The organism is Pedobacter yulinensis, assembly GCF_003029735.1.
In the GTDB taxonomy this organism is placed as follows: domain Bacteria; phylum Bacteroidota; class Bacteroidia; order Sphingobacteriales; family Sphingobacteriaceae; genus Pedobacter; species Pedobacter yulinensis.
In genome coordinates this window covers 998,926-1,020,429 of record NZ_KZ686269.1, presented here as the reverse complement: position 1 = coordinate 1,020,429, position 21,504 = coordinate 998,926, and the positions used below count along the sequence as shown (strand labels likewise).

General features: G+C 49.6%; 23 protein-coding genes. 12 read left to right on the top strand and 11 right to left on the bottom strand.

Going from position 1 to position 21,504, the window contains the following annotated elements:
- Window positions 1-5: 5 nt before the first annotated feature.
- Window positions 6-428, top strand: a complete 423-nt coding sequence (locus tag C7T94_RS11885; protein WP_107215539.1) for a winged helix-turn-helix transcriptional regulator — start codon at window positions 6-8, stop codon at window positions 426-428.
- Window positions 429-698: 270 nt separating this feature from the next.
- Here C7T94_RS11885 and C7T94_RS11880 read toward each other — a convergent pair whose 3' ends face one another.
- From C7T94_RS11880 to C7T94_RS11860, 5 genes are all read right to left on the bottom strand, one after another.
- Window positions 699-2,303 (bottom strand): Na+/H+ antiporter, encoded by a 1,605-nt coding sequence (locus C7T94_RS11880; protein WP_107215538.1) that lies wholly within the window; start codon window positions 2,301-2,303, stop codon window positions 699-701.
- A gap of 103 nt (window positions 2,304-2,406) precedes the next feature.
- The gene (locus tag C7T94_RS11875) at window positions 2,407-2,820 is read right to left on the bottom strand and encodes an OsmC family protein (RefSeq protein ID WP_107215537.1); all 414 of its coding nucleotides are present in this window, start codon (window positions 2,818-2,820) and stop codon (window positions 2,407-2,409) included.
- Window positions 2,817-3,119 carry a GNAT family N-acetyltransferase gene (locus C7T94_RS11870; RefSeq protein ID WP_107215536.1) on the bottom strand — a complete coding sequence of 101 codons (303 nt, stop codon included), beginning with the start codon at window positions 3,117-3,119 and terminating at the stop codon, window positions 2,817-2,819. Before C7T94_RS11870 ends, C7T94_RS11875 begins: the two co-directional genes overlap by 4 nt.
- A 4-nt stretch (window positions 3,120-3,123) precedes the next feature.
- Window positions 3,124-3,351 carry a (4Fe-4S)-binding protein gene (locus tag C7T94_RS11865; RefSeq protein WP_107215535.1) on the bottom strand — a complete coding sequence of 76 codons (228 nt, stop codon included), beginning with the start codon at window positions 3,349-3,351 and terminating at the stop codon, window positions 3,124-3,126.
- A 182-nt stretch (window positions 3,352-3,533) separates the two neighbouring features.
- Window positions 3,534-4,118, bottom strand: a complete 585-nt coding sequence (locus C7T94_RS11860; RefSeq protein ID WP_107215534.1) for a Crp/Fnr family transcriptional regulator — start codon at window positions 4,116-4,118, stop codon at window positions 3,534-3,536.
- A gap of 412 nt (window positions 4,119-4,530) precedes the next feature.
- On the opposite strand from C7T94_RS11860, the gene C7T94_RS11855 reads away from it, so the two are divergent.
- The 4 genes from C7T94_RS11855 (at window position 4,531) to C7T94_RS11840 (ending at window position 8,238) form a co-directional block, all read left to right on the top strand.
- Complete coding sequence (locus C7T94_RS11855) at window positions 4,531-5,184, top strand: isochorismatase family protein (RefSeq protein ID WP_107215533.1); 654 nt, start codon at window positions 4,531-4,533, stop codon at window positions 5,182-5,184.
- A gap of 113 nt (window positions 5,185-5,297) precedes the next feature.
- Window positions 5,298-6,212: a pirin family protein gene (locus C7T94_RS11850; protein WP_107215532.1), complete on the top strand. Its 915-nt coding sequence runs from the start codon at window positions 5,298-5,300 to the stop codon at window positions 6,210-6,212.
- 25 nt (window positions 6,213-6,237) lie between these two features.
- Entirely contained in the window at window positions 6,238-7,302 is a 1,065-nt protein-coding gene (locus C7T94_RS11845) for an LLM class flavin-dependent oxidoreductase (protein ID WP_239495002.1), read from the top strand.
- 48 nt (window positions 7,303-7,350) lie between these two features.
- Window positions 7,351-8,238 (top strand): pirin family protein, encoded by an 888-nt coding sequence (locus tag C7T94_RS11840; protein WP_107215531.1) that lies wholly within the window; start codon window positions 7,351-7,353, stop codon window positions 8,236-8,238.
- Window positions 8,239-8,342: 104 nt separating this feature from the next.
- Here C7T94_RS11840 and C7T94_RS11835 read toward each other — a convergent pair whose 3' ends face one another.
- The 6 genes from C7T94_RS11835 to C7T94_RS11805 form a co-directional block, all read right to left on the bottom strand.
- Window positions 8,343-8,792: an META domain-containing protein gene (locus tag C7T94_RS11835; RefSeq protein ID WP_107215530.1), complete on the bottom strand. Its 450-nt coding sequence runs from the start codon at window positions 8,790-8,792 to the stop codon at window positions 8,343-8,345.
- 140 nt (window positions 8,793-8,932) lie between these two features.
- Entirely contained in the window at window positions 8,933-9,892 is a 960-nt protein-coding gene (locus tag C7T94_RS11830) for a Na/Pi cotransporter family protein (RefSeq protein ID WP_107215529.1), read from the bottom strand.
- A gap of 293 nt (window positions 9,893-10,185) precedes the next feature.
- Window positions 10,186-10,671 carry a GNAT family N-acetyltransferase gene (locus C7T94_RS11820; protein ID WP_162618665.1) on the bottom strand — a complete coding sequence of 162 codons (486 nt, stop codon included), beginning with the start codon at window positions 10,669-10,671 and terminating at the stop codon, window positions 10,186-10,188.
- Between the two features lie 13 nt (window positions 10,672-10,684).
- Window positions 10,685-11,098 carry a DUF6463 family protein gene (locus C7T94_RS11815; protein WP_107215526.1) on the bottom strand — a complete coding sequence of 138 codons (414 nt, stop codon included), beginning with the start codon at window positions 11,096-11,098 and terminating at the stop codon, window positions 10,685-10,687.
- Window positions 11,099-11,111: 13 nt separating this feature from the next.
- Window positions 11,112-11,585, bottom strand: coding sequence for an LIC_13387 family protein (locus C7T94_RS11810; RefSeq protein ID WP_107215525.1), 474 nt, complete (start codon window positions 11,583-11,585; stop codon window positions 11,112-11,114).
- Window positions 11,586-11,757: 172 nt separating this feature from the next.
- The gene (locus C7T94_RS11805; RefSeq protein WP_107215524.1) at window positions 11,758-12,492 is read right to left on the bottom strand and encodes a helix-turn-helix transcriptional regulator; all 735 of its coding nucleotides are present in this window, start codon (window positions 12,490-12,492) and stop codon (window positions 11,758-11,760) included.
- A 604-nt stretch (window positions 12,493-13,096) separates the two neighbouring features.
- On the opposite strand from C7T94_RS11805, the gene C7T94_RS11800 reads away from it, so the two are divergent.
- The 7 genes from C7T94_RS11800 to C7T94_RS11770 all read left to right on the top strand — a co-directional run bounded on the left by C7T94_RS11800 (window position 13,097) and on the right by C7T94_RS11770 (window position 21,501).
- A complete protein-coding gene (locus C7T94_RS11800) occupies window positions 13,097-13,720 on the top strand; it encodes a polysaccharide biosynthesis/export family protein (protein ID WP_239495001.1) in 624 nt (207 codons plus the stop codon).
- 44 nt (window positions 13,721-13,764) lie between these two features.
- Window positions 13,765-16,029, top strand: coding sequence for a GumC family protein (locus C7T94_RS11795; protein ID WP_239495000.1), 2,265 nt, complete (start codon window positions 13,765-13,767; stop codon window positions 16,027-16,029).
- A gap of 286 nt (window positions 16,030-16,315) precedes the next feature.
- Window positions 16,316-16,843 (top strand): UpxY family transcription antiterminator, encoded by a 528-nt coding sequence (locus tag C7T94_RS11790; RefSeq protein ID WP_239494999.1) that lies wholly within the window; start codon window positions 16,316-16,318, stop codon window positions 16,841-16,843.
- Between the two features lie 72 nt (window positions 16,844-16,915).
- Window positions 16,916-18,358: a lipopolysaccharide biosynthesis protein gene (locus C7T94_RS11785; RefSeq protein ID WP_107215522.1), complete on the top strand. Its 1,443-nt coding sequence runs from the start codon at window positions 16,916-16,918 to the stop codon at window positions 18,356-18,358.
- Window positions 18,355-19,500 carry a DegT/DnrJ/EryC1/StrS family aminotransferase gene (locus C7T94_RS11780; protein ID WP_107215521.1) on the top strand — a complete coding sequence of 382 codons (1,146 nt, stop codon included), beginning with the start codon at window positions 18,355-18,357 and terminating at the stop codon, window positions 19,498-19,500. Before C7T94_RS11785 ends, C7T94_RS11780 begins: the two co-directional genes overlap by 4 nt.
- 1 nt (window position 19,501) lies before the next feature.
- Window positions 19,502-20,362 (top strand): glycosyltransferase family 2 protein, encoded by an 861-nt coding sequence (locus tag C7T94_RS11775; RefSeq protein ID WP_107215520.1) that lies wholly within the window; start codon window positions 19,502-19,504, stop codon window positions 20,360-20,362.
- Entirely contained in the window at window positions 20,362-21,501 is a 1,140-nt protein-coding gene (locus C7T94_RS11770) for a glycosyltransferase (RefSeq protein WP_107215519.1), read from the top strand. The genes C7T94_RS11775 and C7T94_RS11770 overlap by 1 nt, the downstream gene beginning before the upstream one ends.
- Window positions 21,502-21,504: the final 3 nt, after the last annotated feature.

Here is a 21,504-nt window from a genome sequence, read left to right as displayed (position 1 = left end):
GTATAATGTACGTGAAAAAGATAACACCGTCGCTTAATTGCGGACTTGATCTGGTTGGTGAAGTGCTGTACGGCAAATGGAAAATCCGTATCCTTTGGTTCATTCACGAAGGTAACCGGCGACCCAGTGAATTACAGCGGAAGATTCCCGACGTTACCAGGAGGGTGCTGAACGTACAACTGAAAGAATTGCAGGACCATGAAATGGTCACTAAGACCATATACCCGGTAATGCCTCCGAAAGTGGAATATGAATTGACCGCGTTTGGAAAAACGCTTATCCCGCTTATTCAATCAATCGGGCTCTGGGGTGACGAACATCAGGAGCGGCTGCGCAGGGTCATTTTGAGTCAGAACAAACTTTCGTCAGCTCGACCCGAAGAGGCTTACGATGTGGATGAGCCAACTCGCGCGTTGCTGCCGTTTTGACGTGTTTGTGCAGCGGCAGCCGTAAATTGCCTGTTATACAAGCGCGATCCTGCCACCCGGCCAACCTTTTAAACCAAGCCCTCGGTTTTTGCTGTTTTTAACCAATCACTTAAGACACTGCAAGGCGACTTAAAGCAAGTGTTCGTCCCGGCCGGTCTTGCCGGCAGCTGGCCGGTGATGATGGGTGTTTTCCGCCACAAAGTGCTGCAGACTTCGTTGATTGAATTCTTATCGTTTCACAGTTTGTTTATTGTCTGTCTCACGGGAAGACTAGACGGTACTTTCTGATATTCGGACATCGTTGATATCGAGTAAATGTTCGGCTTTGCGTATTGCCTCGTCGGTGAAGGTTTTCTCGTTCTTCATTTTAAATAACTCATTACGTTGCTGGGCATGGATGTCGAACATGATCTGCTGGAATTCTTCGCGTTCCGATGCCCGGCTGCTGCAGACCTCATCAGAGCTCAGGTTCTGCCGGTGCCCTTCAATCTCCCGTCTTAGCTTCTCCGCATATGCTTTCACCAGGCTATTGCTGTATGCAGAGGCGTGGCGCGTATCCAAGTGACGGAGCGCCAGGGTATCTAATCTGAGCCTGATGCCGGCATGCTGCTCGTGCTCCGGAAGCACCGGATCCAATTCCCCAATCTTGATCAACCTGATCACCGCCGGAAGGGTCAAACCCTGAAAAACGAGGGTAATAAGGATCACCACGAAGGTTATAAAAATGATCAGGTCGCGATGTGGAAACGGTTCGCCATTACCCATATATAACGGTATCGATAAAGCCGAGGCCAAGGATACGACCCCGCGCATCCCCGCCCAGCCAATGATGAGCGGGTTTTTCCAACCCGCTGAGGGAAGCCGGCGCCATTTTTTGCTGAACAACCGGGGGATATGTGCCGTGGCGAAAACCCACAGTAACCTGATGGCGATCGCAATCAGACTGATAAATACGCCGTATTTTACCGCCTGAATTAGCGATACATCACCCATGCCCCGCACAATAACCGGCAGTTCAAGACCGATAAGTATAAACACCAGGGTATTCATTACGAAAACGAGCGTGTGCCAGACAGCGACCATATTTACGCGGGTACCACCTGTTCTGAAGATCTCATGCGAGCGGAAAGACATGAACAGGCCACCGCTCACTACAGCCATGACACCGGAATAATGAAAGTGTTCTGCCGACAAGAAAAGTATGTAAGGCGTCATCACGGTCAACGTAGCGTCGATGGCGGCAGAGGTAGGCAGAAACCGATGGATCACGTACATGACATGCGCCCCGGCCAGGCCGACAACCACCCCCATGCCCGATACCATGAAGAACTGCCCGGTTGCCTGCTGCATGGAGAAAACCCCCGTCAGGATGGCGGCCAACGCGAAACGGAATACAATCAGCGACGAGGCGTCGTTTACGAGGCTTTCGCCCTCCAGGATCGTAATGGTCCGGTTGGGTACTTTCAGACCTTTGAGTACGGTTGTCGCAGCGACCGCGTCTGGAGGGGATATGATACCTCCCAGCAGGAAGCCCAGGGCCAGTGTAAAGCCGGGAATGAAAGCGTGGGCGGCATGCGCAACGACGAAAGAAGTGAAGAATACCAGGCCAAACGCCAGCATGATAATGCCTTTGCTCCATTTTTTGAATTCTTTCCAGGACGTGTACCATGCTGCTTCATAAAGCAGGGGTGGCAGGAAGACCAGGAAGATGAGTTCGGGGTCTAACTCCAGCGGCGGTATGCCCGGAATAAAACCGATTCCTAACCCGGCCAGCACCAGAAAGATCGGATAAGCAATACGGATCTTCTGGGCAAGCATGACCAGCAGCATCACTACAAAAAGAAGTCCCAGGATGAGCAACAGGTTTTGGTGCATTTTTATCGTTAGAATGAATGATCCGAAGTTAAAGGTTTTATGTCAGCAACAAAAAATCTGTTCGTGTGCCAGATGATCCCATCATTTTCTTTCGGTTTGTCTTCTAATTCATTTCCGTTGCGATCTTAATATCGCCTTTCAAAATCCTGGATACTGGGCAATTTTCAGCTACGCGAACCAACCTTTCCTGCAGCTCCAGATCTGCTTCCTGCCTGATAACGATTCTGCGAACAATTTTCAGGACTGTACGGTGGTTCTCGATTCCCTGGTGCATGTTGGCCTCAACTTCAATCTCCGGAATGTCCAGGCCTTTCAGATCAATGTACATGCGGAGCGTAGCCAGTGTGCAGGAAACAAGAGATGACAGCAAAAGCGTATAAGGGTCAGGCCCCTTATCTTTTCCTCCCAGTATTTCAGGTTCATCCGTGATCAGTACGCCATTCCGCCATTGAATGGCTGTTTCAAACTTCTTGCCGCCTATCTTCCCCCTGACCGGCGTTTCCAGCAGATACTTCATTGATGCCAGTCTTTTTCCCAGATATCCTCATATTGCATGGGATGGCGTCTGAATTGCATATTTACATAGGGGCACAGCGCTACGATTTTCAGTTGTTTCTCTCTGGCATAGCTGACCAATTGCGCCAATAGCAATTTTGCAAAACCCTGGCCTTCGAACTCGGGGTCAACCTCAGTATGAAATACGGTCAGCCGGCTGTTGGTCATCGCTATATCCATTTTTCCGGCTTTTACCTCATTGCTAAAGAGCTGTACTTCGCCGCGTGCATGGCCTGTTAAAGTTATCCTGGTACTTTCCATCGTGCTATAATTCGTTTTGATTATCGTCAATTTGAATGGTCAAAGCACCTGAGGGGCAACCGGCGACCTGGTCGATCAGCTCCCGGGTGGTTGCATTTTCCAAACGTATCCAGGGCCGTGCTTTCGGATCGTAAACCTGAGGCAGCGCCCTGACACAATGGCCTGCATGAATACATGCTTCTCGTTTCCAGAGGATGGCAATTTCCCCGTTCTGGTATTTTCGGATCTCCATAATGTCTCTTTTAAGCTGGATGTCTAACCTCTGACGAACGGCACAAAAACTACCGGCCTGACCCGAGGTAAGGATTGATGTCAGGCGACACGCAAATCTCTATAACCCGGTTAAAAAGAAAGATGATGTTTGTCTAAAAAGAAAGTCGATAAAAGTCTACTTTCTTATCTTTAAAAAGGCAGTCATTTCAGATTGTGCTGGCGTTTAACACGACTCAGCGTGTCCTTATTGATACCTATATAAGATGCGATAATATGCTGTGGAAAACGTTCAATAAGCTCCGGATAACATGCCGCAAATTCTGCGTAGCGCTTATCTGCCGGGGAACTTATTGCAGATGTCAGGCGCCGGTTGTTGGCCATGATATTGCGCTCATCGAGCCTAAGCCTCATTTCGCGGTACGCAGGAAGCTTTTCCTGCAGCTCATCCACGCTTGCCTTGGTAATTAAAAGCAATTCGCAGTGTTCGCAGGCCTCGATATGGTACGGGCTTGGCGTAGCGTACACAAAACTTTCGCGGTCGCCCATCCACCAGTCTTCAATGCCCAGCCGTACAATGTGTTCAGCGCCTTTTTCATCTACTGAATACATGCGCATGGCACCTTTCACGATGAATGCAAAATGCCTGCAATGGTCCCCGGCCTGTAAAAGAAATTGCCTTTTCCTTAACCTGTGCGGAACAAATGTTCGTTTGATTAAGGCCTTTTCCTCGTCTGAAAGTGGATCTGAGACAAATTTCGTCAAATACCGAAAAAAAGCGTCGTGCATATAGGCCTCGTATCTTTTAAATATTGAATGTTACCGGTCTTCGGACAAATATAATACTAAAAGCATGTGGTTGCCAACAGCAGCGTTCGGGGCCAAGCCATGGCCTGTAAGATCCGGGATATAGGCGCCATGCGCTGAACAGTCTGCGGGAAATCCATAGACAATTATCTACGGCATTTCATTACAAACATCATCTTTCCGTTTCTCCAGGATCATGAAATTTGTGTTATCAGAAGTAAACAAAGTTGTCATGAGATCCATACAGGGCCTTTTATTCGGCGATCCACCCCGCCTGCATCCTTTTCGGCAAGCGGCCGGGCATAGGTTGGTAAAGACATTTGATGGTGCAGGTAAACAAACCGCCTTTTAGGCAACGCAATTTTTTAATAATTCATTATATACAGCTACTACAATGACAAAAAATGTAAAAACAGGGCTAGAGGCGCTCCTTCGTCCGGAGGACAGTATCGTATTGCTGATCGATCACCAACCTTTCCAGTTCACGAATCTGAACAGCCATGATCCGCAGGCGGTCATCAATGCTGCCGCAGCACTTGCCAAAGCGGCAAAATTGTTCAACGTACCAACCGTCCTAACGACCGTTATAGCAGAGCGTGGAGGACTTCTCGTTAAACAGATTCAGGATGTATTCCCCGAGCAAAAGCCTGTTAACCGTACCTTCATCAATACTTGGCAGGACCCGAATGTTACAACTTTAGTGGCTGAGACGGGCCGCAAACAATTGATTATAGCTGGCCTTTATACGGAGATCTGTGTGGCCATGCCGGCGATCCAGGCTGCAGGAGAAGGATACGATGTATACGTGGTCACAGATGCCTGCGGGGCGGTTTCAGTCGAGGCACATGACATGGCCGTGCGCCGTATGGAAGCGCATGGCATTACCCCTATGAACTGGATAGCCGTAATTTCTGAATGGCAGCGTGATCATTCCAGAACTGAAACGGGGCCTGGACTAGCAGATATCCTTTTAGAACACGGCGGGGCCAGCGGCGTGGCATTCCTCTGGGAACAACAGTTGTTGAATACGCCGGTACCGGCCTTGTAACCTGGGGTGGCAAGGTAACATCAGAACATTCCAGATGTTGCTGGGTTTCCTGTCGCAGCACTTCAAATGTATAACTCACAACAAATACTATTTTTATCCCTATAAATTTAATTATGCTGGACATCGTTATTTCTTCGCGCTCAACGGAGATTATCCCGGGTTTTACCGTCAGACGCCTTTTACCTTACCAGCTCCGACGGATGGTGGGGCCCTTTATTTTTATGGACCACGGCGGACCAATCGGTATGCCAACCGCTATACACAGTAACCTGGATGTGCTGCCGCATCCCCACATTGGTTTATCAACTGTAAGTTATTTGTTTAGCGGGGAAATCGTGCACAGGGATTCTCTTGGCGTTCAGCAGGCCATCAAACCAGGCGAAGTGAACTGGATGACCGCCGGTAAAGGAATTGCCCACAGCGAACGTTTTGAAGATCCGGCCATCAGGGCCGGCGGGAAACTGGAAATGTTACAGACCTGGGTGGCTTTGCCTGAGAGGGACGAGGAGTCCGATCCATCCTTCCACAACTATAAACCCGAACAGTTGCCGGTTTTCACCGATACCGGTGTTTGGCTGCGCATGATTGCAGGTGAAGCCTTCGGGCTGAAAAGCGGTGTAAAAACTACATCACCTTTGTTTTACCTGCATGTGGTACTGGAAGAAGGTGCCCGGTTCGGTCTGCCTGAAGGCTATAGTGAAAGAGGGGTATACATTGTGCATGGAAGTATCCGGGTGAATGGGGTGCAATACCAGGAAGGACAGCTGCTGGTGTTCAGCACTGGCGTTGATCCTGTGATCCTTGCAGCTGAGCGAACCACGCTGATGATGCTGGGTGGCGAGCACCTGGGCGACCGCTACATTTGGTGGAATTTTGTATCGAGCCGCAGGGAAAGGATCGAACAGGCCAAAGAAGACTGGAGGCAGGGCCGCATTCTGTTACCCCCTTCAGACAACGCTGAATACATTCCATTGCCCGCAACCCAGTCAAGGCCTGCGGGCGGACCACCGCCCAATACCTTGTCCTGATAGCAACGCAGTGGGATAGGCCGAAATGAATACATACAAACTTAAAGACACAAAAATAAAGATGGAAATAGGCATAGACAGTTTCGCGTCGGCCATGTACGGAAGTAATGAGCTGAATAGCATTGATGCCATGGAACAATTGCTGGACAGAATTGCAGCAGCAGACGAGGCTGGCCTGGATGTTTTCGGGATTGGAGAACATCATAAAAAAGAATTTCTGGATTCAGTTCCGGCGGTCATACTGGCAGCTGCTGCTGCCCGTACAAAAAGGATCAGGCTGATGAGCGCCGTGACCGTGTTGAGCACATCAGATCCGGTGCGGGTGTTTCAGCAATTCGCCACATTGGACATTATTTCTAAAGGCCGTGCGGAGATCATTGCCGGCCGGGGTTCTGCAACAGAAGCATTCCCCTTGTTCGGATTCGACCTGAATGATTATGATGCCCTTTTTAAAGAGAAATTAAAGCTGTTGCTACAGATCAGGGACGAAGAATTCGTTACCTGGTCGGGTAAGTTCAGACCCGCTTTGCATAACCAGCCGGTGTATCCCCGGCCAGTACAAAAGAAATTGCCCGTATGGGTGGGCGTGGGAGGTACAGCGCAATCATTTGTGCGGGCCGGTATGCTGGGGCTTCCCCTTATGGTGGCAGTCATTGGCGGAGAGACCGAGCGTTTCCGGCCGCTTATTGATCTGTACAGAGCATCGGGTAAAGAAGCTGGATTTAAGCCGGAAGAGCTGAAGGTCGGATTGCATTCGCCAGGCTATGTAGGTGATACTGATGAGTCAGCTATCGCAGATTATTATCCCGGGTATATAGAATCATGGTCGAAAGTAGGCCAGGAGCGTGGCTGGCCTCCGGTTACCAAAGCCCAGTTTGACGCAGGTGTTTCATCCAAAGGTGTCCTGGTCGTCGGCGGACCGGAAACGGTGGCCGAAAAGCTGAAAAGGCATAGCGATGCGCTCGGCGGTATCGACGTGTTCACATTCCAAATGGACATGGCAGGACTGACACATCAGCAGTTGATGCGCGCTATCGAACTGATTGGCAGCAAAGTTATTCCGTTGGTCCGTCAGGGCGCGGGACGCTAGTCTTCAGCCAAATATTTACTGAACCTTAACAGCATAGCTATATTCATCATGAAAAAGAAAAGCAGTTTCTCAACCCAGGGCCAAAGGGCCGACATCGGCGAGCTGGAAATATACCGGATGCTGCCTAACCGGTACGCCGACGCGGTAGGACCATTCGTGTTTCTCGACCATATCGTTCCCCGGATACAGACCGAAATTAACAAGGAGGGTACCGGTGCCCACCCGCACCGCGGTATCGCCACGCTAACCTATGTCCTGAACGGAGAGGATGAACATTTCGATAGTGCCGGGAATTATGCCAAAGTACATTCGGGCGGGGTGCAATGGATGAATGCGGGTAATGGTATCATTCATGATGAAACGCTGAACCATGACGCCCAAACGGATTCAAAGCTCGTTCACGCATTTCAATTCTGGATCAATCTGCCTGCGAAAATCAAACTCGGGAAGCCTGCCTACTTGGCGATCGAAGGCAGTGAAGTTCCTGTCAAACTGCTGCCGGAAGGAAGCGGGTGGGTCAAGGTAATGGTGGGCTCGTTTGAGGAAATTCACGCTACAATACCGGGTTATTCAGAACAGTTTCTCTACCATGTACACCTGGAGCCGGGTGCCGGCTTTACAACAAGCTTTGCGGATAAAATTGAAGTTGCGGTTTTTTTGCCTGCATTGCCGGCTTTGATAAATGATGAAAATTTCAGCGCCGGTGATTTCATCGAATTTGACAGAGCCGCGGGCGAACTGGAATTGAAAAATGAGGGGCATGACCCCTGCGATCTGCTGCTGTTTGGCGGCGAGGCCTATCTTGAACCTATCGTCGCTCAGGGGCCTTTCGTTATGAACTCTTTATCAGAAATTGCAGACGCTTATAAAGACCTGTATGCCGGTCGGTACGGGACGATAGATTACGAACAGCAGCGATCGAAGACTGAATATTAGCCGTTTTCAGGTATTTACCAGAAACGATGCGGCGGCCGGCTCTCGCCTTCATTTTATGCCAGGATGAAAGAAGTTCATTCGATAAAACAGCGCCTTACAAACCCCTAATAACGGACCTGTTTAAACCGATCTTTTATAAAGGAAAGCAAAACGGTATCGCTTGCTAAAAATTTCAGGCTGTCTTTACTGACCTCGAAGCGGTTGGCTTTCGCCAATTGCCTGAAGAAGATACTTTCCCCATTCGGCACACAGCCTATTTGGGTGGCGGCGAGCGGCCCAATTTTAATGCCGTTATTTTTGGCCTGAAAGGGCCCCGAAAAGTAGTTACAGCCCGAGAAGCCCTGTATTTGACGTTTTTTGTAATCGATTGTTATGACAGGCTTTTTTTCTCCGAATGCGCTGTGTATGATGCTGGTGCCTCGATGAATGCAGGTCAGTTTCCATTGCCCGTGAAGGTCTTCAGGCTTGGAAAACAAGGTTTTTTCAGCGTTGGGTTTACAACAGACCAGGGCTGAGATCATGGTAAGGCAGACAACAGATTTGCAGATGTTCATGGATTAGTTTAAAATTCAGATGCAGAATCCGCAACATTCCATAAATGCGGTTCATTGTTATTTTTCTTCCTGCCGCATATCACGACAACCGGATGCAGAATGGGCAAGCCTCCCGAATAACTTGCGTACCAGACAGGCGGCTAAGCCGCCGCAGCCTGGCGCTGCTTTCCGGTCGCTGGCAGCAGCCGGTTCAGTAAATTTTCAATGAGCGGCGCTAGCGGTATAAACAGCAGCACACCGGTGGTGTTGAACGCCATATGGGCATTGGCTATTTTCTGTTCAAGACTTGCATTGCCCGAAACCTGTTCTATCAAGCCTACGAAAAGGGGAAAGATCAGCAGACCAAGAGCAATAGAGATCATATTGAAAAACAGGTGAAAGACGCCGGTCTTCACTGCCTGCCTGTCAGAACGGATGGTAGCCAGCAGGGTGTCTGAGCAGGTACCAAGTTCTGCACCAATCATAACGGCAATACCGCCGCCCAGGTTGAGCAGGCCTTTCTTTGCCAAAGTTATCACCATGCCTACTGTTGCCGATGAGGATTGAATGACCAGGGTAACCAAAGCGCCGACAGCGGTGCCCCTCAAGGGGCTGTCGAGTTTTTCCATCCATGTTAAAAAAGCCGGGTCGTCTTTCAGGGGACCAACTGCCCGTTCCATTGTATAGAGACCAAAGAACAGGATGCCAAAATAAAGCATCACTTTACCGGTACTGGAAACCTGTTCGCTTTTTGAGAACAGGCTGAACATCAGCCCGAGGAAAATTGGTATGGGCGAGTATTGCCCAATGTCCAGTGCGATCAGCTGGCTTGAAAACGTGGTTCCAATGTTCGCGCCCATTACAATACCCATCGACTGCCTGAATGTTAAGGCGCCCGCGTTGACCAGGACAACCGTCATAATGATCACTGCCGACGATGAATCGAGAATTGTCGTGATCACCGTTCCGGTAAGTATGGCTGAGAATATGGTTTTGGTAAAATAGCCGAGCCATTTTTTTGCCTTATCGCCAAGCAGTGCGCTAAGGGTAGCTGACAGGTTGTTGATGGCGAAAAGGAAAAGACCAAGCCCGCCCAGAACAAGCAGTATAATTTCCCACATATGTCTATTGTATAATTATCTTAAGGAAACAATTGAGGAGTAGATCCTGGTAGATTAACAATCTGTGAGGCAGCAGGTTCGACGGTATATATTATGCTTTTGTAAATAAATATTACATTAGTATCACTTCATGACAAAGATGCTGGCAGGTAGGCTTCAGTTCCTGCTTTTGTTCGGGAGTCTGACTGAGGGCATCCTTGACCGCTATGGCGAGCGTCATTTTTCACGTTATATTGAAAGTAGCCCAGGCATCCCTTCCAAATCTCTCCGAAAGAAACCGCAGGTCTTTGATTTCAACGCTTTCTTTGTGATTCAAGATGTTTGACCATCAAGGTTTCCTGGAAACCGACACCCCCATGTTCAATGGTGATGTCCTTAACTTTTTCCCATCCGTTCGCAAGGTAAAAAGACAGGCCTTCCGGTGAAGCGGCCAGTTCGATGCTGCTGATGCCGATCGCAATGGCAAACCGCTCCAGATGCTGCATCATGAATTGGCCTATGCCCATATTCCTGTATTCCAGCCGTGTATAAAAACCATATACGAAGGCATTCTCAAGTGCAACGGTTCCGACAATTTTCCCGTCGAACCAGGCGCAAAAAATGTGTTGTTTTTCAATTTTGGCATGCATGGCTTCTGGCGAGTAGTAGTTTAAAAAAATCTGCCATTGCTCCCTGCTGTAGTGTGGCAGCAGTGTGGTCTTCGCATTCGCACAGATCATCTCACTGAGCGCTGCTGCGTCGGCAGCCGTTGCCGGCCTGATAGAAATTTCATTTTTCATAGTCATTCATCGTTCAAGCGTTATTTCCGGTCCGAGCGGTTTCATGAGCCGGATGCTGTTTGGATAACATGATGGGAAGAGCAATGATCAGGAAAATGTAAAAGCCGGACACGGGTTCCAGCGTACAGCCGATTAGTCCCACAATTAAGAGGTAGTAGCCATACCGTTTTGGAATAGGTTGCCGGCATTGATTTAAATGATGCTGGACAACACTTCCCAACAGCATGACAAATGCACCCGCGATTTCATACCAGAAAAAGCTTGCCCGACCGGGATGCCCCACAAGGGTGTTGGTGATTCCGGAGTTCCAAATCTGCGTCGCCAGATTCCAGTTTTCTACAAAGCCGAGGATTACGTGCAGAATTCCGGTAATCAGGATAAAATTGCCGATGTTCCGGTCATACTTGTTTAATTTTTGATTTTTCATTTGCCACTTAAATTTAAACGTTTGGTAATTTTCGAACCGCTAAGGGGCCGGAGCCCTGGTCCTGTTGCCGGTACCTGCTCAACTCGAGTATTGTAAACCCGGTTGCAAATAGCAGGAGGGTGGCACCCATACAAATTGCAAAGGCCGCAACCATAAGCCGGAGTCCGATCCAAAGAAAGACCGCGTTCGTGAATAGCGTAAGCAACAACAAGAAACGCGCATACCCATTGTACCCGGTATATCTTATAAATAGATATAAGTTGGCCAGGCCAATAAACGCAAGACCGGCGCCGAACATGGCATTGAAACCAAGCCATAGTTTCCAGACATTACCTTCGGCGCCCATGCGTATATGGGAGACCTGCATATTGGCAATCAATGTCGAATCTGCCGGGTGCAGATCGGTAGAATAAAATGTATCGTGGAAGTGCAGCAGGCCAAAAAAAGAAAGCACTGCCGCGCCTAAAATTAGCATTTTCCTTGCCATGTTCGTTTTCTTACGGGCATAAAGCCGATCGTAGCTTTATCCAGACAAAGTTATTCCCGCTGCGCCGACGGCCTTTGAATAAAAGCGACAAAATTCAATCAGATCAGTTTGCAGATCCTGTGTATGATTCGGAGGCTGTGTGGTTATGGAAATCAACGCCTGCGGGTTGCGACTATAGAGCAGTTGGCGTTAGACCGGTGTATTTTCTGATTTCCCGACTTAAGTGAGCCTGGTCAGCGTAACCGCACTCAAATGCAATTTCTGAAAGCTTTTTGACCGGATGCCTGGCCTGAATAAGTTGTTGAGCAGAACGGTAACGGACGATGTTCGTAAACTCTTTTGGACTTAAACCGACATGGTACTGGAAACTTCGCTGCAGCTGCTTCACTGTTGTACAATGTTGCTCTGCCAATTTACAGACTGATATATTGCCACGGCATTCCCTGACCGTCTGAATAACAGGTAATAGCGAACGCCCAGGCAGCCGTAGTTTTTTGTGGAAGAAAGCATCGAAAGCAGCGCGGGCATTTTTGAGAACCGAGCCGGGTTCAGGAATGAGATCGGCGGCTAGTTCCAGAATGTGATCGGTTGTTTCGTGAAGAGAAGAAAAGTTGTAGAAGTGCGAAAAGGCAGCGGGTTTAAAGCGAATTCCCGCCAGGTGCGTTTCCTGCGATGTGATCGCTTCCTGGAAATATTTAATGGCGCCGCCCAAATATCCTTTGCCATTCCTGAGTGTTAGGTTCGCGTATTCCGCACGAAATTCTGCGCCGAGGTTGATCATGATATCGATACAACCATCAGGCATGACCTTCAAAACAGATGGCGCCTCTTCACTACAGGTTATTTCCCAATAAGCATCGATAAAAGGTGCCAGGTGGCTGTGCGGTTTAATTTCCTGGAATTTCACGGTTTGATTCGGCGTCTAATAAGGAGGTAAATGTACGGGGTTTTGATGTATCCGCATATTTGAATGATTTCTAACCGCTCGCAACAAGCTGGCATATCCCTGACCAGCAATTGTCTGATAGGCTTACATTGGCCAACGTGAACCGCCGGCAGTGTCGGCCTGTGCCTGGAACCAAAATGACCTGCACTGCTCCGAACTGTGTAAAACGGCCTTGTAAATCCACCCAGCCAGCTGAAAAACAATGGCCTATTTCAGATACTGTGCCAGCATATGTATAAATGCGCACACTTTTTTCTCACTTCCGTGTAATAACCTGTCCCGCCGCTGTATAACCAACTGTGCCAGTTATACAGTTTGCTTCACAACAATCTGTAAACCAATAACTTTTATCTTTTTTGATTTACCTTAGTTGATATTATTAATGACCTATTTATTTCTATTAATTCAAAAACTCGACATGCAACGTTGGACTATTTATAACTGTTTATTTTGGTTAATATTTTTAACATCGTGTGGTTCAGGACGAAATTTGGTTTACTTCAGTGACCTGAAATCTGCATCTGCTAACGCAAGCCACATTGTAAATGAGGTTGAACCAAAGATTATGAAAAATGACCTGCTTGGCGTCGTCGTGACGACGACCAGTGCAGAGTCTAACCTGCTGTTTGCAGCCAATACCACTACGATCAGCGCAAGCGGGATGTACGAGCGGGAAGGTTTCAGGGTTGACAAAAACGGCGACATTAAGTTTCCGGTCGTTGGGAACATTAAACTGGAAGGGCTTTCAATTAGTGAAGCGCAAAAGGTGCTGGAAAGAGCAGTAGACCGCTTTGTCAAAAACCCGATCGTTACTGTCAAGTACATGAATTTCCGCGTTACCGTTATCGGCGAGGTAAACCATCCTGCAACTTTCACCGTCTCGAACGAGAAGATCAGCATCCTGGAAGCGCTCGGTATGGCCGGAGACATGACTCCCTATGGCAAACGTGAGAATGTATTGATTATCCGGGAGAACGATGGACAACGCACCACCACACGTGTCAACCTGAACCAAAAGGACGTACTCAATTCGCCCTACTTCTACCTGAGACAGAACGACGTTATCTATGTGGAACCTGACAAAGCCAAGGCAGTAGAATATAGCCGCAGCACCCGCTCACTTCCTGTACTGGTTGCTGTGATTTCTGGCGCAGCCGTGCTGGCGACAGCGTTATTGAACAGATTATAACAAGTTAACAATTTCAGATCATGGCATTTCAACAACAAAATAAGATGCAGAAGCAAGATTTAATGACGCAGTTGCTCCATTACGCGGGCTACTGGCGCCTGTTCTTTCTCTGCCTCGTGCTCGGCTTGTGCGGCTCCTACATGTATATGCAACTCACGGTTCCGCAGTATAAAATTAAAAGCACCCTGCTGGTGCTTGAAGACACCAAGGGTGACGGTATGCTTAAAGGCACAGCCTTCAGCGACCTGAATATGTTCAAGTCTTCCAGTACCGTCGACAACGAAATGGAGGTAATTCGCTCCCGCGACCTGATTTACAAGGTACTAAGCCGGCTGTCTCTTCAAACTTCCTACTATACCAAACCCCTGTTACTGAAGAGAGAGGTCTACGCAACCAACAGCCCTTTGAGGGTAGAGACCTTTAAGCTGACTGAGGCGGCCTACAAAAAGGAACTGCGGCTGGAAACCATAGATGACCTGCGTTTCCGGTTAACCGATGGCAAGTATTCGGGCGTGTTCCGGTTCGGTGAACAGGTTAGCCGGCCAGCTTACCAGATCCGGGTCAGTAAATCAAAAAAGTTTCGCAACAACTCTCCCGATCTGTTTGTCAAGTTCTCAGACCTGCGGGTACTGGCCGAAGCCTACAGCATCAGCAAACTTGTGGTGTTGCCGGTCGTGAAAGACGCGAACACGATTGTTCTCAGCCTTGTCGATCCATTGCCACAGCGCGGACTGGACGTCTTAAACACCTTGATTGAACTGTACAACAATGAAAACGTCGAGAAGAGAAACCTGATTGCCATCAATACCATTCGTTTTATCGACAAAAAGCTGGCATTTCTTTCCGGAGACCTTTCAGGCGTAGAGGCAGATGTAGAGAATTACAAACGGTCTAACAGAATCACCGAACTCAGCGCCGATGCGCAGCAAAGCCTGGCATCGTCTGGCGATTACAGCCAGCAGCTGGCCGAAACGGAGGTTCAGCTGGAACTGGTCCAATCCCTGCTTTCCTATCTGGGGGACTCGGGCAACTCGTTTACCATGGTACCAACCACACTCGGTCTCAAGGACCCGACACTGCTCAACCTGATGGAAAAATATAATAATTTGCAGGTCGAAAGAGAACGCTTACTGCGTACAAACAGGATAGACAATCCGCTGGTGGCGAACATTTCAGAACAGCTGGCGGGTTTGAAACGAAGCCTGACAGAGAACCTGCAGGTGATCCGGAAAGGCCTGGCACTTGAACGCAACGGGTTCATGCGCAAGTCGCGGCAGTTTGAAGCGCAGCTGAGCAACGTTCCTGTCGTGGAACGGGGCTTGCTGGAGCGCAGCCGTGTTCAGGGGGTTAAAACAAGTATTTATCATTATCTGCTTCAGAAGCGAGAAGAAACGGAACTTTCACTTTCAGCTACCATACCCACGTCGCAGGTTATTGACCGGCCGGCCTACAGCGCCATACCTGTCAAACCCCGTGGGCAACTGGTGTATTTGCTGGGGCTGATGGCCGGATTTGCAGTACCACTTTCATTCGTCAGGCTCAAGTCCCGCTTTAATACCAAGGTATCGGTTTTTACCGATGTGGAAGCAGTCTCGGGAAACGTAAAAGTACTTGGCGAACTGACACACAAGGCCATTGCCGGACCGATCGTTGTTCACCGGGACAAAACAACCACCATTTCAGAGCTGTTCAGGTACATCAGGAACAATTTGCAGTTCCTTAACGGCAATCAACGCAACCAGGTTCTGCTTGTTACATCATGTGCCCAGGGCGAAGGAAAGACGTTCTTTTCTGTTAACCTGGGGATCACGCTTTCGCTGGTCGATAAAAAGGTCGTTCTGCTTGAATTTGACCTGCGCAAACCCGACCTGCTGAAAGATATCAAAATGACAAATGAATATGGTCTGGCCGACTACCTGGCCGGCGATAAATTGTCGGTTTCAGATATACTGCAGCCCGTTTCGGGATCGCCGAACCTTTGGGCAATAGGATGCGGAAAAATTCCCAGAAACCCCTCAGAGCTGTTGCTCAGTAACCGGATCGGGGAGCTGTTCGAAGACCTGAAAAGCCGTTTCGATTACATTATTGTCGATACCTCGCCCGTAGGGCAGGTTTCAGACGCCTTTTCTCTTGCCGGATTTGCAGATTCGAGTATTTACGTTGTTCGTTATAACTATACAAATATTTCTGACCTGCGCGTACTCGAGGATATTTATACACATGATCGCCTCAGAAATCCGATGGTGGTCTTTAACGATGCCAAAAAAGAAAACCGGATATCACGTTATGGCCACTACGGCTATAACTAACGACCCTAATCTTTTGACGCCTGCGGGCGTATTATACCAGCCACCGGCCCATACGCCGGTCAACTTTAAACGAGCGTATGCTCTGACGCCTGCCGGCTTCTATCCATTGCCGGCGTAACCTAAACTACCGATGCAGCTGCTGCACAATGTGCCCTGCCTCGAATACCTGCCCCGGCAAAAACCTTTGAAAACAAAAACTCATGTAAGTGAGGTGGCGAAGCCGTATCCGGCCCTAAACGGACAGCCCGCTTGTGCATAGACCTGAAAACCTAAACAAATTTTTACCATGATGAATGCGATAAACCCGCAACTGCGTACGGGAAAGAGCTGGTATGTAGTGTATACCTGGCCACGATGGGAAAAAAAGGTCACCCGTACACTTGAACTGCAGGGAATCACAACGTATTGCCCATTGCGAACGGTAAAAAGCCAGTGGGCCGACCGCGTGAAAGATGTAGACCTGCCGCTGTTCGCCAGTTATGTTTTTATTCACATCAATATGCGCGACGAGCTCAAAGTAAGAAGCGCTGTGGGTGTGATTAATTTCGTCTATTTCATGGGCAAGCCGGCAAAGGTGGCCGACCACGTGATCGAAGACGTCAAAGCTTATCTCCGCAAATTTCCGCAGGCCGAGGTCGTTTCTTACCAGGCCTTCGGGGCAGGCGACCGTGTTCGGATCAAATCCGGCCTGATGAACGACAAGGAAGGGGAGGTGATCCGGGTAGAAGGGAAGCAGGTACTTGTCGTTATAGACAGCCTTTCATGCGCGTTGGTTTCCCGTTTGCCCGCTACGGTGCTTGCCCTGGCCCGTTAGCCCCATGAAGGTAAACGCAGGATGCCCTTTCAGCAACCAACAGGCCGGAGTAGCCGGCCATCAGCTGACACGATGAGCCTGAAAGAAAAAACCGTTGCGGCACTTGCATGGGCGCTGAGCCAGCAGCTCGGTGCGCAGTTTATCAACCTCGCGGTTAATATATTACTTGCCCGGATGTTGCTGCCTGCCGCTTTTGGTATGATCGCCATGCTTACGGTATTTATACAGGTAGCAAGCAGCCTGTTAGACAGCGGTTTAACCTCATCCCTGATCAGAGACCCCAAGGTTGCCCAAGCCGATTATTCCACCGTTTTTTTCTTCAATATCGGGGGGGCAGCTGTGGCGTACGGATTGGTTTTTATCTCCGCTCCGCTGGTACAGGAGTTTTATGCACAGGCTGGCCTTGCACCGGTGCTTCGCGTGTATGCCCTGGTTTTTGTGCTCAATGCTTTATTCAGTGTACAGAATGCGCGTCTGACCCGGCAAATGGATTTTAAAACGCAAATGGCCATGCAGGTACCCTCCGTATTTGCTGCAGGCCTGGTTGGGCTGCTGCTTGCCTACCTGGGTTTCGGCGTCTGGAGCCTGGTTTGGATGAACCTCTGTATCGCCTTTTTACTGGCGTTGCTGCACTGGAAGTTTTCATCCTGGCGGCCATCATGGGTATTCAGCGCTGTTTCTTTCAGGAAACATTTCAGGTTTGGCTATAAAATGACGCTCACGGGCTTACTCGAAATCGTTTACCGAAACGTGTATGTTTTGCTCATCGGCAAGTTTTACAATGCGGTCCAGCTGGGTTATTATGCGCGTGCAGATGCGCTCAGTCAGCTGCCGGTTGCCAGCATTTCTACAGTGATCGGGAAGGTAACGTATCCCATGTTCTCTGAAATTCAGGATGATCATCCACGCCTGAAGCAACTGTACAAAAAAATCATGCAGCAGGTCATTTTCTGGAACGCGCCGGTGCTCGTCTGCCTGGCGCTCGTAGCAAAACCACTGATCGTCGTGTTGCTGACAGAACGCTGGCTGCCCGCGGTACCCTACTTTCAGATCCTTGCCCTGGCCGGCGTTTTATATCCCATGCATGCTTATAACCTGAACATTCTCAAGGTGAAGGGCAGGAGCGACCTGGTGCTCAGGCTGGAAATTATTAAAAAAGTCTTTTGTGTAGCCGGTATCGCTATGGTTTTGCCTTTCGGTATTTATGGACTGCTGTATTTCCAGCTGGCATTCAGCATACTGGGTTATTACATCAATTCAGTGTACAGCGGCCGCCTGATCGGGTACGCTGCTGCCGAACAAATAGCAGACATGTTACCCGTGCTCGTCTCTTCAGGAGCAAGTACACTGTTTTGTCTGGCGGCAGAACGGTACTTTTTACCTGATCTTTCAGGCCGCAACTTCGTTCATCTTTTTGCTACGACCGGCCTGTTTTTTCTTGCCTATGGCACCATCAGCGCCGTTTTTCGGCTGCAGCCTGCTGTAGATCTCAAAAATATAATCTTAAAAAAATGATACCTGTAACGAAGCCATTTTTGCCTGATCTGCAGGCATACCATGCCTATGTAGGCAGTATCTGGGAAAGACAGTGGTTAACCAACAATGGTCCGCTTGTCAACGAACTGGAACTGAAACTGAAGGCCTACCTGGGCATCAACCACCTGTTATTTGTAAGCAGCGGCACGATAGCCCTGCAAATGGCTATCCGGGCGCTCGGGCTAACAGGCGAGATCATCACAACGCCTTTTTCTTTTGTTGCCACCACCAACAGCATTATTTGGGAAGGCTGCAAGCCGGTTTTTACCGACATCGACCCGGAGACATTCAATATTGATCCGCTCAAAATCGAGGCGGCCATCACACCTCAGACATCAGCCATCCTGGCTACCCATGTATATGGCAATCCATGCGATATTGCGGCCATCCAGGAAATCGCTCACCGGCATCAATTGAAGGTGATATACGATGCTGCACATTGTTTCGGCACGAAGTACAAAGGCAGATCGGTTTTCGCCTATGGCGACATCAGCATTACCAGCTTCCACGCTACGAAACTCTTTCACAGCACGGAGGGCGGGGCCGTTTTTACGGCTGATCCCGAACTGCTTCGAAAACTTTCCCTGCTCAGAAATTTCGGACACAACGGTGCCGAAGATTTCGCCGGGCTGGGCATTAACGGCAAAAACAGCGAGTTCCATGCTGCCATGGGCCTGTGTGTGCTCAAAAGCATAGATGATATCCTCGATAAGCGCAGGCTGCTTTCCTTCTACTATTGGCGAAAACTGAACGGGCTGCCACTTAAGTACCCGAAATTGAACAATGATCTTGATTACAACTACGCGTATTTTCCTGTGCTGTTCGATTCACAGGAACTGATGCTGAAATGTCTCAGGGCTCTGGAGAACGAGAAAATCTATTGCCGCCGGTATTTTTTTCCGGCGCTGCATACCCTTTCTCATACAGGTTCCGGACCACTTCCGGTCTGCGAATCGGTGGCCCGGCGAATCCTTTGCCTGCCCCTCTATCATACGTTAACGAGCAGCGACCTGGATCTGATTACCCGGATTATTTTTCGCGTACGCAATTACGAGCTGGAGCAGCCTGAAACTGCCCTGGCGGATGCAGCCCTCGAAGTCGTTTCATCAAACGCCGGCTAACATGCAAGATCAGACCAAGCCACTTGTCAGCATTTGTTGCATTACTTATAACCACGAGGCCTTTATTGCACAGGCACTGGAGGGATTTCTGATGCAGGAGACCAGCTTTCATTACGAAATTCTCATTGGCGACGACCGCTCTACCGATGCAACCGGACAAATTGCGGCTTCGTATGCAGCGCGGTATCCGGACCGGATCAGGCTTGTACCACGCGAGCAGAACCTCGGTGCCGTGCGCAACCACCTGCTCCTTATTGAAGAGGCAAAAGGGCGCTACATCGCCATGTGCGACGGCGACGACTTCTGGACGGACCCACTGAAACTGCAAAAGCAGATCATGCACCTTGAAACTCATCCCGAAGCTGTGATCTGCTGCTGTTACAGCCGGGTAATCGACGACCAGGGAAAACTGGTCTATGAGCACCCCGAACCACGGGCCTTGCAATTTTCCTACCAGCAGGTGCTCATGGGCGAGCGTGAAGAAACCCGGATGTCATCGGTGGTGGTACGGAACGTTCCCGAAATCAGGGACCTTTCTACCCAGCAATGGTATTACCAGGGCTTCGGTTCTGATACGTTATTTAAATTGTACGCCACCAGCCGAACAGGGCTGAAAATTCATGTGCTGCCCGAGGTCATGGCGGCCTACCGCTGGCATGCAGGCGGGGTGTGGAGCATGATTGATTCAAAACTCAGGAAGCACCGCATGGTAAGCGACTTCAACATCATGATCAGCCATTTCAGCTATTCCACTGGTATGAAGTACCGCCTGCTGGGTTTCTACATCCGGCGTTATTTCCTTTTTGACCTGCGCTATTTCAAGTTCCGCCGCGCACTGACCACACTTTCAAAACTTGCCTGATGAGCGGCCAGCCTATTGCGTTCCTCATCAATACGTTGGGTGGCGGCGGGGCCGAACGGGTGGTGACTCGGCTAAGCAGCAGCCTGGCAACGCAGGGGCGCCGGGTATTGATCATTTGCCTGAACAGCTCGCAGCAGGCTTACCCGCTGCATACCGGCGTTGCTGTGCATATACTGATCAGGGAAAGAACAGCGGGAAATTTCGTTGCCCGCATTCAATACGCCTGGCAGACTTTCTACCGGCTCATGGCGGTATTAAAACGGGAAAAACCCGGTTGTCTGATCGCCTTTATGACGAGTGCCAACATCTGGGCGGGGCTTACCGCGGGGCTGCGGAAAATCCCGTACATCGTTTCAGAACGGAATGCTCCGCAATACGGCGTGCACCAGCTCGGTTTTTTTAGCCTGCGCCTTTGCGCGGCGCTATACCGGAGGGCAGCAGCGCTTGTATTGCCTTCAGCGGGGATTGGCGAAGGACTCAAAAGGAAAAAGGTATTTGCAGGCCTGTCAAATGATATCGTTATTCATAACCCTGTTGAAAGCCGGATCGATTATGCGCCTGCGCGGGTATATGAAAAGCCGTTCATGCTGGCAGTAGGCCGGCTCACCTACCAGAAAGGCTTCGATCAACTCGTCACGGCGTACAGCAAACTCGGGCCGTCGGCACCTGACCTGCTTATTGCCGGTCAGGGCGAAGAAGAGCAGGCACTACGGCACCAAATTTCAGAACTCGGCCTAACAGGCAGGGTGATATTGCTCGGAGCGATAAAGCAACTGCAGGGCTATTACCTCCAGGCAGAATTGTTCATCCTTTCATCCAGGAACGAAGGGTACCCGAATGTATTGATCGAGGCCATGAGCTGTGGCTGTGCCGTTATAGCCACGAACTGCGAATTCGGTCCATCAGAAATTATCAGGCATGCTGAGAATGGTTTGCTTGTGGAAAACAGCAATCCGCCGGCCATGGCCAGTGCCATACGCAGGTTGCTTCGCGATCATAGGCTTCGCAATAAACTCGGGCATGCCGCAGCCAGGATCAGGGAAACCAACTCTATCGAACAGATTTCAGGCCGCTGGCTTGCACTTGTGAACCACTCAACCGCAGCCGGGCCGCTACCCTGTACAGAAACCAAACTTTAATAC